Annotated in this window: 12 protein-coding genes; 9 read left to right on the plus strand and 3 right to left on the minus strand. The window is 53.4% G+C overall.

Translation table 11 applies throughout. The features are described 5' to 3' along the window. The first annotated feature begins 41 nt into the window (after nt 1–41). Nucleotides 42–737: a phosphoribosylaminoimidazolesuccinocarboxamide synthase gene (purC, locus tag CDI07_RS00125; protein ID WP_088179680.1), complete on the plus strand. Its 696-nt coding sequence runs from the start codon at nt 42–44 to the stop codon at nt 735–737. Here the strand turns inward: purC and CDI07_RS10140 are convergent. Further along, on the minus strand, nt 721–891 hold the full coding sequence (locus CDI07_RS10140) for a hypothetical protein (protein WP_168169224.1): 171 nt from the start codon (nt 889–891) through the stop codon (nt 721–723). The genes purC and CDI07_RS10140 overlap by 17 nt on opposite strands. Nucleotides 892–921: 30 nt before the next feature. After that, nucleotides 922–1923: a phosphoribosylformylglycinamidine cyclo-ligase gene (gene purM / locus CDI07_RS00130; RefSeq protein WP_088179681.1), complete on the minus strand. Its 1002-nt coding sequence runs from the start codon at nt 1921–1923 to the stop codon at nt 922–924. 117 nt (nt 1924–2040) lie between these two features. Here purM and purT point away from each other — a divergent pair, with 117 nt between their 5' ends. After that, nucleotides 2041–3330 (plus strand): phosphoribosylglycinamide formyltransferase 2, encoded by a 1290-nt coding sequence (gene purT, locus CDI07_RS00135; protein ID WP_088179682.1) that lies wholly within the window; start codon nt 2041–2043, stop codon nt 3328–3330. Nucleotides 3331–3460: 130 nt separating this feature from the next. Here purT and purE read toward each other — a convergent pair whose 3' ends face one another. Beyond that, complete coding sequence (gene purE / locus CDI07_RS00140; protein ID WP_088179683.1) at nt 3461–3892, minus strand: 5-(carboxyamino)imidazole ribonucleotide mutase; 432 nt, start codon at nt 3890–3892, stop codon at nt 3461–3463. 105 nt (nt 3893–3997) lie between these two features. Here purE and purD point away from each other — a divergent pair, with 105 nt between their 5' ends. The 7 genes from purD to CDI07_RS00175 all read left to right on the plus strand — a co-directional run bounded on the left by purD (nt 3998) and on the right by CDI07_RS00175 (nt 12531). Next, on the plus strand, nt 3998–5314 hold the full coding sequence (gene purD, locus CDI07_RS00145; RefSeq protein ID WP_088179684.1) for a phosphoribosylamine--glycine ligase: 1317 nt from the start codon (nt 3998–4000) through the stop codon (nt 5312–5314). Between the two features lie 10 nt (nt 5315–5324). Continuing rightward, nucleotides 5325–6467, plus strand: coding sequence for a formate--phosphoribosylaminoimidazolecarboxamide ligase family protein (locus CDI07_RS00150; RefSeq protein ID WP_088179685.1), 1143 nt, complete (start codon nt 5325–5327; stop codon nt 6465–6467). Between the two features lie 10 nt (nt 6468–6477). Then, nucleotides 6478–6720 carry a phosphoribosylformylglycinamidine synthase subunit PurS gene (purS, locus tag CDI07_RS00155; protein WP_088179686.1) on the plus strand — a complete coding sequence of 81 codons (243 nt, stop codon included), beginning with the start codon at nt 6478–6480 and terminating at the stop codon, nt 6718–6720. Nucleotide 6721: 1 nt separating this feature from the next. Next, on the plus strand, nt 6722–7393 hold the full coding sequence (purQ, locus tag CDI07_RS00160; protein WP_088179687.1) for a phosphoribosylformylglycinamidine synthase I: 672 nt from the start codon (nt 6722–6724) through the stop codon (nt 7391–7393). Between the two features lie 207 nt (nt 7394–7600). Further along, a complete protein-coding gene (locus CDI07_RS00165) occupies nt 7601–9313 on the plus strand; it encodes a M1 family aminopeptidase (protein WP_088179688.1) in 1713 nt (570 codons plus the stop codon). Between the two features lie 84 nt (nt 9314–9397). Then, nucleotides 9398–11539, plus strand: a complete 2142-nt coding sequence (purL, locus tag CDI07_RS00170; protein WP_088179689.1) for a phosphoribosylformylglycinamidine synthase subunit PurL — start codon at nt 9398–9400, stop codon at nt 11537–11539. Further along, entirely contained in the window at nt 11536–12531 is a 996-nt protein-coding gene (locus tag CDI07_RS00175) for a formate--phosphoribosylaminoimidazolecarboxamide ligase (protein ID WP_088179690.1), read from the plus strand. Before purL ends, CDI07_RS00175 begins: the two co-directional genes overlap by 4 nt. Nucleotides 12532–12551 lie beyond the last annotated feature (20 nt).

Genomic DNA, 12551 nt, shown 5'->3' on the forward strand with positions numbered 1-12551 from the left:
CTTAAATATAGATAAGATTTTACACGAAAATGGTGAAGCCCATGCAGGTTTACGAAGGCAAGGCCAAGAAAGTTATCCCGCTTGACGATGGAAAGGTCATCATGGAGTTTAAGGACGATGCAACGGCCTTTGATGGCAAGAAGAAGGCCCAGTTCAAGGGCAAAGGCTGGCTCAATGCCCAGATTAGCGCGGTTCTCTTCAAGGTTCTCGAGGAAAAAGGTGTTAAGACGCACTTCATCGGCGTCGCCGGAGACAACAGGCTCATCGTTGAGAGGCTCAAGATGTATCCGCTTGAGGTCGTTGTAAGGAATGTCGTTGCCGGTAGCCTGAAGAAGCGTCTTCCCATTGAGGAAGGAAGGGAACTGCCGGAGCCGATAGTCGAGCTCTATTATAAAGACGACGGCCTCGGCGATCCTATGATAAACCACCACCACGCAAAGGTTCTCGGGATAAGCGAGGGCGAGATAAAGGAGATGGAGCGCATAGCCCTTAAAGTAAACGAGATTCTCAAGGAGTACTTTGCCGAGCGCGGGATAATCCTAGTCGACTTCAAGCTGGAGTTTGGAAAGAACGAGAGAGGCGAGATTATCCTCGGTGACGAGATAAGCCCGGACACCTGCCGCTTTTGGGACGCTAAGACGAAGAAGAGCCTCGACAAGGACGTCTTCCGCTTCGACAAGGGCGACCTGATAAACGCCTACGAGGAGCTCTACCACCGTCTCACTGGGGAGGCTTGAAGCTGGACTCGTAGGTTATGAGAACTGTGTAACAGCCCTTTTCGTCTTCTTCTATTACTATTCTCCTCAGCCGGATTCCGTACTCGCTTACGGCCTTTTCCACCAACTCCGGCAGGTTCTCAAGGAATGCCTTCTTCTTTACCGTGAGCTCCATGGTATCACCAAGAAAAGTTTGGGAAGGGGCTTAAAGTCTTACCCCATAGTTCTTCACGACTATCCCTTCTTTTTCCGTGACGGTTCCAAGCTCAAAGGCCTCAAAGTGCCTGCCGAGGACATCAAGTGCGTTCTCCTTCTCCTCCCCCGGCACTATAGCAACCATGCCAACACCCATGTTGAAAACCCTGAACATCTCCTCCAGGGGGACGCCGTTTTCGTGGATGAGCTTGAATATTCCCTCGATGGGGGGCATCTCAATGGAGAAGCCGTAATTCGTAAGGCGCTTCAGGTTGGTCAGGCCCCCGCCGGTTATGTGTGCCAGCCCGTGAACCTCGACGCTCTCAATCAGCTCAAGAATGGTCTTCACATAAATCCTCGTCGGCTCCAAAAGCCACTCCCAGAGCTTTCTTCCCTCGTATTCGTACTCGAGGCCATACTTCGGGATGAGGAGCTTTCTTGCCAGTGTCAGGCCATTGGAGTGTATTCCCGAGCTGGCGATCCCGATGACCGCGTCCCCTGGTCGTATCCTCTCGCCGGTTATTACCTTCCCTTTCTGGACGGTACCTATGGCCGTTCCTGCCAAATCGAAGCCGTTTATCAGGTCGGGCATCACTGCGGTTTCTCCCCCGACTATCGCTATTCCCGCTTCCTCTGCCCCCTCATAGAGTCCCCTGGCTATCTCATCGAACACCCTCTCGTCCGGCTCCTTCACGGCGAGGTAGTCAACGAGCGCCACCGGTTCGGCACCAACGCAGAGCAGGTCGTTCACGTTCATCGCTATCATATCAATCCCTATCGTGTCGAACTTGCCGACGGCTTCCGCTACCAGAACCTTCGTCCCGACTCCGTCAGTCGTCATGGCGAGGTAGAATTTGCCAAAATCCATCAACGCCGCGTAGTGGCCTATCTCACTCGGCTCTCCGAGCTTTCCCCTCCTGAACTGGAATGTTTCCTTCGCGAGCCCTATGATTTCCCTGAGGGCCCTCGCGGTTTTCTCGTCGTCAACTCCAGCCTGCGCGTAGGTCAGCATGAGCATCACCGGTGGGAGTTCTACCGAGGGCTTAAAAGGTTTGCCATTTTTCTGCTTAAAAAGGCTTAAATATTATGAATTTTTAACATTTTAACGTCAAAACCTGAGGTGATGTTCATGATCAAGCCCCGTGATGAGCTCGGAACCGCCACCACGGATTCTGCCCAGAAGATAGTCCTCCTCGGAAGTGGCGAGCTGGGAAAGGAGATAGCGATTGAGGCTCAGAGACTCGGCGTGGAAGTTATCGCCGTTGATCGCTACGCCGACGCTCCGGCGATGCAGGTCGCCCACCGCTCCTACGTCGGAGACATGCGCAAAGCAGACTTTCTCTTCTCTGTTATCGAGCGTGAAAAACCCGACGCGATAATTCCAGAGATCGAGGCCATAAATCTGGATGCTCTATTTGAGCTGGAGAAGGACGGCTACTTTGTCGTTCCGAATGCCAAGGCCACGTGGATTGCCATGCACCGCGAGAGGACGAGGGAAACCCTCGCGAAGGAAGCCAAGGTTCCGACTTCCCGCTACGCCTACGCGACCACCCTCGACGAACTCTACGAGGCCTGTGAGAGGATAGGTTATCCCTGCCACACGAAGGCGATAATGAGTTCCTCAGGAAAGGGCTCCTACTTCGTGAAAGGCCCAGAAGATGTTCCGAAGGCCTGGGAAGTGGCCAAGAAGAAGGCTCGCGGTAGCGCGGACAAGATAATCGTCGAGGAACACATAGACTTCGATGTCGAGATTACCGAGTTGGCGGTCAGACACTACGACGAGAACGGTGAGGTAGTCACGACCTTCCCGAGACCGGTCGGTCACTATCAGATTGACGGCGACTATCACGCGAGCTGGCAGCCGGCAGAGATAAGCGAAAAGGCCGAACGCGAGGTTTATCGCATAGCAAAGCGCATCACCGACGTCCTCGGCGGTCTTGGACTGTTTGGCGTCGAGATGTTCGTGAAGGGCGACAGGGTCTGGGCCAACGAGGTCTCGCCAAGGCCCCATGACACGGGCATGGTGACGCTGGCATCGCACCCGACGGGCTTCTCCGAGTTCGGACTGCACCTCAGGGCGGTTCTCGGCCTTCCGATTCCCGGCGAGTGGGTTGAAGACTATCGCCTGTTCCCAATCCTAACGCCAGCTGCCACCCACGTCATCAAGGCCAACGTTTCCGGTTACTCCCCACGGTTCCGCGGCCTGGCTAAGGCCATGAGCGTCCCCAACTCGACGATTCGCCTCTTTGGAAAGCCGGAGGCGTACCCAGGTAGAAGGCTGGGTGTTGCGCTTGCTTGGGATAAGAACATTGGAGAGGCAAAGAGGCGTGCCGAGATGGTGGCACACATGGTCGAGCTCAGGACCAGGGGTTCAGAGTGGCACTCCCAGGATTACGAGAGGAGAAAACACATAATTTGATTAACATCTTGTTACAGTTCGACGAAAGAAGGAAAGGCTTAAAAAGGCTAAAATGTTCCAAAATGTGTGCTTAAATCAGACGTTTCTAAAATAAAGTGAGGGTCGAATAAGAGATTGTCTCGATGCGGGCTCATGCCCGCATCTTTTCCCTGTACTCTTCGAGCTTTTCCCTCAGCTCCTCGTTCTTTACCGCGAGAATTTCAATCGCCAGTAATGCCGCGTTCTTCCCGTTGTCTATTCCCACGGCTGCAACCGGGACTCCTGGGGGCATTTGGGCTATGCTGAGGAGGGCGTCGAGGCCGTTGAGCTTCGCCGAAACGGGAACTCCTATAACTGGCCTAACCGTGTGGGCCGCGATAACCCCGGGAAGGGCCGCACTTAACCCTGCTATCGCTATGAACACCTCGTAATCCTTTTTGGCCAGTCCCTCAACCTTTTTTGGGTTTCTGTGGGCCGAGGCGACTTCAACGTCGTACTCAACGCCGAACTCGTCGAGAACAGCAGTAACCTTCTCCGCTATCTGGGAGTCGCTCTTGCTTCCCATCACCACGAGCACCTTCATGGACTTCACCGGAGGGAGTTTACTTCGGTCTTTATAAATTTTGCCATTTTAATGTAAAAACAAAGCTTAAAAGCTGAAGTTTTTGACAAGTAAATGGTGAAGCTCATGAAGGTTCTGCTCGTTGGAGGCGGCGGTAGGGAGAACGCCATCGGTGAGGCGCTCGTGAGAAGCGGCGCCGAGCTGTACGTCGTTTCGAAGCACAGAAATCCTGGGCTGGCCAGACTCGCAAATGACTACGGTCTGGCTGGGGAGACGGATATCGAGAAAGTTATCGAATTCGCCAAGAGGTGGGGGATAGAGCTTGCCTTTATCGGCCCTGAGGCCCCCCTCGAGAAAGGCATCGTTGATTCCTTCGAGAGTGAGGGCATCCCTGCGGTTGGACCGACTAAGGAGGCGGCCCAGCTCGAGACCAACAAGGCCTTCGCCCGCTCCCTCATGGAGAAGTATGAGATTCCAGGCAGGAAGCTCTTCCGCGTCTTTGAGGACGTTTCTGAGATGCGCTCGTGGATAGACGACTTCGGAAGGCCGGTCGTTGTGAAGCCCCTCGGTCTCACCGGCGGGAAGGGCGTTAAGGTGGTCGGCTATCAGCTGCAGGATAACGAAGAGGCCAAGGCCTACGCCAAGGAGCTCATCCAGAAGGATGGGAAGGTTCTCATAGAGGAAAGAACCGACGGCGTCGAGTTCACCTTCCAGGTCTTCACTGACGGAAAGCGTGTCCTTCCGATGCCCCTCGCCCAGGACTATCCTCATGCCTACGAGGGTGATGAAGGCCCTATCACAGGCGGCATGGGGAGTTACTCATGTTCAAGCCACGTTCTTCCCTTCGTTCTGAGGGAGGACTACGAAAAGGCCCTTGAAACACTGAAAGCGACCGTTGAAGCCATGAGGAAGAATGGAACGCCCTACAAGGGAATCCTATACGGCCAGTTCATGCTCTCCAAAGACGGTCCCGTCATAATCGAGTACAACGCCCGCTTCGGCGACCCGGAGGCAATGAACGTTCTCCCTCTCCTGAAGACGAGCCTGCTTGAGATTGCCGAGGGAATCGTTGACGGTAACCTCGGAAAGGCGGAGTTTGAGAAAAAGGCAACGGTCGTCAAATACCTCGCTCCAAAGGGCTATCCCCTGAACCCGATTAAGGGAGTTAAAGTTCAGGTGGACGAGAAGGCCATCGCCAAAACCGGGGCGAAGCTCTACTACGCCTCCATTGACGAGAACTTCACGCTCCTCGGCTCCCGCGCCATAGCAGTCGTTGGAGTCGCCGATACGCTCGAAGAGGCGGAGAAAATAGCCCAGAATGCCATCGGTCACGTGAAAGGTGAGCTGTTCTATCGCAGGGACGTCGGCACGAGGGAGAGCGTTGAGAAGAGGATTGGCCTGATGCGGGAGTTTGGAAAGGAGTTCGAGCCGAATTCATGCTGAGGTGGTTAGAATGATAAGCCGTGAGGAGATTTTGAGCGTTCTTGAAAGCTACGATCCCGAGAAAATCACTGTCGGAGTTATTGGAAGCCACTCCGCGCTGGACATAGCCGACGGTGCAAGGGAGGAAGGTCTTCCGGTTCTCGTCGTCGCCCAGAGGGGCAGGCACAGAACCTACGCCGAGTACTTCAAGCTTCGGAAGACGAGGGACGGTCTGAGCAAGGGCTTCATCGACGAGGTTATGGTCCTTGAGAAGTTTGCCCAGATCATTGATGTCCAGGAGGAGCTGGTCAAGAGAAACGTCATCTTCGTCCCGAACCGCTCCTTCGTGGTCTACACGGGCATTGATAGGGTTGAGAACGAGTTCAAGGTTCCGCTCTTCGGCAGCAGAAACCTCCTCAGAAGCGAGGAGAGAAGCGAGGAGAAAAGCTACTACTGGCTCCTTGAGAAGGCCGGACTTCCCTATCCGGAGCCCGTTAAGCCAGAGGAGATTGACGAGATCGGCCTCGTCATCGTCAAGCTCCCGCACGCGAAGAAGAGGCTTGAGCGTGGCTTCTTCACGGCGGCAAGCTACAATGAGTTCCGTGAGAAGGCTGAGAAGCTCATCAAGCTCGGCGTAATCACCGAGGAAGACCTCGCTAGGGCCAGAATTGAGCGCTACATCATCGGCCCGGTCTTCAACTTCGACTTCTTCTATTCACCGATCGACGGGGAGATTGAGCTTTTGGGCATAGACTGGCGCTTTGAGACGAGCCTGGACGGCCACGTTCGCCTGCCGGCGGCGCAGCAGTTGAGGCTCCCGGAGCACCAGTTCGAACCGGAATACACCGTCACCGGTCATGCATCCTCAACGCTCCGCGAGTCCCTCCTTGAGAAGGTCTTCGACATGGCCGAACGCTATGTGAAGGCCACCCAGGAGTACTATTCCCCGGGAATCATCGGGCCCTTCACCCTACAGACGGCCGTTGACAAGGATCTAAAATTCTACATCTACGACGTGGCTCCAAGAACCGGCGGCGGAACCAACATCCACATGGCGATGGGTCACCCCTACGGCAACGCCCTCTGGAGGAAACCGATGAGCACGGGAAGGAGGGTGGCGCTTGAGATAAAGCGCGCAATCGAGCTTGATGAGCTTGAGAAGGTCCTCACGTGAGGTGGTTGAAATGAAGTGGAAGGTTACCGTCATCGTTCGCCTTAAGGAAGGACTGAACGACCCAGAGGGAAGGGTCATAGGAAACGCCCTCAGAAACCTCGGATACGCCGTGGATAATCTTCGCGTTCCCAAGTACTTCGAGTTCGAGCTGGAGAGTGAAGAACCGGAAAAGGAAGTAGAGGGGATGTGCAAAAAGCTCCTCGCTAACCCGCTCATCCACGACTACGAGTACAGCATAGAGCCGGTGAGCTGAGATGGTCCGCTTCGCCGTGATCGTATTCCCCGGAACGAACTGCGACTTCGAGACCGAGAGGGCGATAAGGAAGGCCGGTGCCGAGGCCGAGCGCGTCTGGTACAGAGCCAACCTCAAGGACTTTGACGGGGTTGTTCTGCCAGGTGGCTTCAGCTACGCTGATTATCTTCGTGCTGGGGCGATAGCCGCTCGTCAGGAGATAATGGAGGAGGTCAAGGAGTTCGCCCGGGAGGGAAGGCCCGTCCTCGGGATATGCAACGGCTTCCAGGTTCTCACTGAGGCGGGTCTCCTTCCGGGAGCACTGAGGCCGAACAGAATCCCGCGCTTCCTCTGCAAGTGGGTTCATCTTCGCGTTAATGACGTCGAGACGCCGTTCACTTTCCTCTACGAGCCGGGAGAGGTCATAAGGATGCCGATAGCCCATGCGGAGGGCAACTACTACATTGACGACCCGTCGAAGGTCAGAACCGTCTTCCAGTACAGCGACGAGAAAGGAAACGTGAGCGAAGAAGCCAACCCCAACGGCTCGGTTCTCAACATAGCGGCGATAGCCAACGAGAGGGGCAACGTCCTCGGAACCATGCCCCATCCGGAGCGCGCGAGCGACCGCTTTTTGGGCAGTGAGGACGGATTGAGGCTCTTCAGGAGCATGGTGGAGTGGGCAAAGAGATAGATTTTTATTTTTCTACAGAGGTCGTTTGACCTCTTCCCGGCCCCGAAGGGCGGGGTATTTCAGGAGAAAATGTAATCACCTTCTCAATTTGTTTGAGCATTGTAGACGTGTGCTTTCTTTATATTGCGAAGCTGAATTGCGTTTTGTTGTGCTCTACGCGGACAATAAAGAATATTTATTTAAGGATTCAGTGAGGAGTAAGCGTATATGAAACTGGGGAAAATGTTGGTGATTTTGTTTTTGACCTGCGTTGGTATTATATTCACGATATCCATCTTCGAAAGTTGGGGTATTCCTAACCATTCAAATTCAGAAAATTTTCAGGTAATCCCGGGCGATGATGTCCCTAAAGTAAATGTCTCTTTCCATGAAATCACCTATTTAGTTCGAAGTAATATGTCTGAACTTGATGTTAAGTCATTTACAGAACTCAAAATTGATGTTTCCTCTCAAAAAGGCTTGAAATTGTATGGAAAGAAAATTTTGGTGGTAAGAAACGTCAAGGAAAGTGACGTTGGCAGGATATCCTTGATTTATCCTAAAGGGGTTGTTCTTGATAACATCACGGCAAAAAATGCGAGGATTAAGAATATCTCAATAGCTACTACTCCCCAAGCAGATATTTTGATACTCGTTTTGAAAACATCGCAGAATAACGTTGGGACCATAGCAATAGAATATCACGCTAAACTAACACGCTTTGAGCCCTTTATCAGCTACGTAGGAATGAAAGACGGCTGGAGCATTTTCAGGACAACGTATGATGGTAGCGAGTTAGTATTGTCATCAATGTGGTTATTGAGGGAGGTTGAAGTTTTCAAAAGCTATGAATCCCAAATACGCTTAGAGATCCCTAAGGGTTGGAGAGGAGTTGTGATAGACGAAAAAGGAGAAGGATTCTGGGAGAGCATTCATGAAGAATCAGCAGATGAGAGGGCTGTTTTTGTTTATTACTCGAAGAATTCGAGAAACCCAGTAATAATTGCCGGTAATTTCTCGTGCGTTAGTAATGCCCCCTCAGGAGTATCACTTGACATATACCAAGTGGGAAAGCGAAGAAAAGACGTGCTTTTCATCGCTTCAGAAGTTTTGGAGGACTATTCTAAACTTCTTGGGGGTTACCCGTATTCTGATCTCAGAATCATTTACCTGGAAAGTCTGGGTACCAGGGGAGGGTTTGAATTTCCGCGTGGAGTTATATTGATAAATCCTAAGACAAACGGAACTCTAATTCTTGCTCATGAAATTGCTCACTCCTGGTTCGGCGACTATGCGTCTTTTGGCAGGATGGATGAAACGCTTGCGAATTATCTTGCCTTAACCTACACAAACTTCCCTGAGTTACTCAATTTTACGGAGCATTCCCCTTTAATTAATTCTGCTTACAGTTTGAAGCAGGTCTACCAAGAGGAGATATCCAACGCACATGCAGAAGGAATGATCTATTACAAAGGCGCTTCCGTCTTCCGCTCTCTGCAGTTTGTTCTTGGTAATGAAACCTTCTTTAGGAGTATTAGAGAGCTTTTAAGGGGGTGTCATGGTAGGGAATGCAATTTGACGGATGTTCTGGGGGTTTTTGAAAGGGTCAGCGATCAGAACTTAGACTGGTTTTTTAAAGAGTGGTTTTACACTACCAAAGTTCCCGAGTATGAGGTTGAAAACCTGAGTATAGAACAAAAGGATGGAAAATACCTCCTAAGCTTCGAGATTATAGACAAAAACAACTTCACGATGCCCTTGGAAATTGAAGTGATAACAACAAAAGAGAAAGCTATCAAAAAAGTGTGGGTCAATGGTGGAGCTAAAGTCAGCTTTGAGCTTGAAGGCAAGCCCACAGCAATCCTCCTTGATCCCAACGAGTGGATGGTCAATGAGAACCGGAACTACACAGTAAACGGAATTAAGATAAGAATTGAGTAATTCTCTGTTTAACATTTTTCCGTCAAAATAAACCTTAAAAACAAAACTTTTTTACATTAACTCGTCAATAAAGGAGGGTTAATCATGTTCCCGCACGAGGAAAAGCTCATCCGTGAAAGGCTCGGCAGGGAGCCGAACGAACTTGAGTGGGCGATGCTCGAGGTCATGTGGAGCGAGCACGCCTCGTATAAGTCGAGCAGACCGTGGCTCAAGCTCCTGCCGACCGAGAACGAGCATGTCATTTTGGGCCCCGGCGAGGACGCCGGGATAGTGAAGTTCGACGACGAAACGTGGGTAGTCGTTGGAATCGAGAGCCACAACCACCCCAGTGCGGTTGAGCCCTACGGGGGAGCGGCCACTGGAGTCGGGGGAATAGTGAGGGACATACTCTGCATGGGTGCAAGGCCGATAGCGCTTCTCGATCCCATACGCTTCGGGCCATTGGAGAATGAGAGAAACCGATACCTCTTCGAATATGTCGTCAAGGGCATAGCCGACTACGGCAACAGGATCGGTGTTCCGACGGTTGGAGGTGAGACGGAGTTCGATGAGAGCCTCGACAACTACACGCTCGTCAACGTCGCCTGCGTCGGGATAATGAGGCCGGAACACCTCGTCCACAGCTACGTAACTGAAGCCGGTCTGAAGCTCATACTCGTCGGCAACAGAACCGGTAGGGACGGCATCCACGGAGTCACCTTTGCGAGCGAGGAACTCGGAGAGAACGCGGAGGAGGAAGACCGCTCCGCCGTCCAGATTCCCGACCCCTTCACCGAGAAGCTCCTCATCGAGGCGACGCTGGAGGCAGTTTATACGGGCAAAGTCAAGGCGCTTAAAGACCTTGGTGGTGGCGGTTTGACCTGCGCTGCCTCCGAGATGGCCGGCAAAAAGGGCTTCGGCGCGGTAATCTACGCCGGCAGGGTTCCACTTCGCGAGCCGGGGATGAGCGTTACCGAGGTAATGATTTCCGAGAGCCAGGAGAGGATGCTCTTTGCGGTTAAGCCGGAGGACGTTGATGCCCTCGGAAAGATTTTCGAGAAGCACGGCCTCGAATGGACGGTTGTCGGGGAGGTCATCAAGGAGCCGCGCTTTGTGATATACTGGATGGGGGAGAAGGCAGCGGACCTTCCGGTGGAGCTCCTGGCGGACGTTCCCACGATAGAATGGGAGCTGAAACCTTACAGCATCGAAAAGCCTGCTGAGACACCGGACGTTTCTTTTGGAGATGCTCTTGACCTCGTCTGGAGCAGTCCGAACGTCGTAAGCAAGCGCTGGATTTGGGAGCAGTACGACCACGAGGTTCAGGGGAGGACGGTCCTCAAGCCCGGAGCGGATTCTGCCGTGCTCAAGCTCAGCGAGGAATACGGCTTAGTTTTCGTGGCCGACGGAAACCCCAGCCACAGCTACCTCAACCCCTACCACGGCGCGATGGGGGCCGTTGCTGAAGTCGTTAGAAACCTCGTGAGTGTCGGGGCTGAACCATTGGCCTTGGTGGACAACCTCAACTTCGCCTCGCCTGAAAGGCCCGAGGTTTACTGGAGCTTCGCCGAGACCGTTAGGGGATTGGCCGATGCGGCCAAAGCCTTCGGTTTAGCGTACGTCAGCGGGAACGTCAGCTTCTACAACGAGGTCGTTGACAGGCCGATAAAGCCCACCCCTGTGGTTGCCGGCCTCGGGAAGGTTAAGCTTGAGGAGATTCCCAAGATGGGGCTGAGCGGCGGACTGCTCATAGGTGTCGTCGGGATAACAAAGGCGGAACTCGGCGGCTCGGAGTTGTTTGCGAGACTCGGCGTCGAAGGCGGCTTTGCCCCGCGCGTGAACCTCGACGAGGAAAAGGCCAACGCCGAGGGAATCCTGACGGCGATAAAGAGGGGCCTTGTCAAAGCGGTTCACGACGTGAGCAGGGGTGGAATAGCGGTAGCTCTGGTGGAGATGGCAATCACAGGAAACACGGGCTTTGTGGTTGACCTTTCAAAGGTTCCCTCCGAAATCTCGAACCCGATCGAGGTCGCCTTCAGCGAGAGCCATGGACGCTACATAGTTGCCTTCCCCGAGGAAAACCTTGACGAGCTCAAAACACTCTTCAAACACTTCGCAGTCATCGGAGAGGCGGAAGGAAGTGACGTGATCTTCAACTGGGACGGAAAGGAGCTCCTGAGAAGGTCGGTTTCCGAGCTGAAGGCAGTCCACGAGTCCCTGCCAAAGCTCCTGGGTGAGGAGGAATGAAGGTCTCGACGTATGCCTCCCACTCTGCCCTTCAGATCCTGAAGGGAGCAAAGGAAGAGGGCTTTGAGACGGTTGCCTTTGGAAAGGCCCGGGTCAAACCGCTCTACACGAAGTACTTCCCGGTGGCGGACTACTTCATTGAGGGGAGCTATCCAGAGGAAGAGCTGCTCAGCTTGGATGCCGTCGTTATACCCACCGGCTCCTTCGTGGCTCACCTCGGGGTGGAACTCGTTGAAAAGATGCGCGTCCCCTATTACGGTAACAAAGAGGTGCTGAGGTGGGAGAGCGACAGAACGCTTGAGCGAAGGTGGCTTGAGAGGGCTAAACTCCGCCTTCCGAGGGTTTACGAGGACCCAGACGACATAGACGGGCCTGTAATAGTCAAGCCCCACGGTGCCAAGGGCGGAAAGGGCTACTTTTTGGCAAAGAGCCCCGAGGACTTCTGGGAAAAGGCGAAGAGGCTCGGTATCAGGGACAAAGACAGCCTTGGGGGAATTCAAATTCAGGAGTACGTCCTCGGCGTTCCGGTTTACCCCCACTACTTCTACTCGAAGCTCAACCATGAGCTGGAGCTGATGAGCATAGACAGGCGTTATGAGTCCAACGTTGATGCAATAGGCAGGATTCCTGCGGAGGAACAGCTTGACCTCGGGCTCAGCACCAACTACACCGTGATAGGCAACATCCCGATAGTCCTGAGGGAGAGCCTGCTGATGGACGTCATCGAGGCCGGGGAAAGGGTTGTAGAAGCGGCCGAGGAGCTCATGGGCGGTCTCTGGGGCCCATTCTGTCTGGAGGGAGTCTTCACCGAGGAGCTTGAATTCGTCGTCTTCGAGATTTCCGCCAGGATAGTCGCCGGGACGAACCCCTTCGTCCACGGTTCCCCCTACAGCTGGCTCCGCTATGACTATCCAGTCAGCACGGGAAGGAGGATAGCGATGGAGCTGAGGCAAGCTGAGGATGAAGAAAGACTCGACGAAATTTTGACGTGAATATGTTTAATCCCCGCTCG

This window comes from Thermococcus sp. 5-4 (assembly GCF_002197185.1).
Lineage (GTDB): Archaea > Methanobacteriota_B > Thermococci > Thermococcales > Thermococcaceae > Thermococcus > Thermococcus radiotolerans.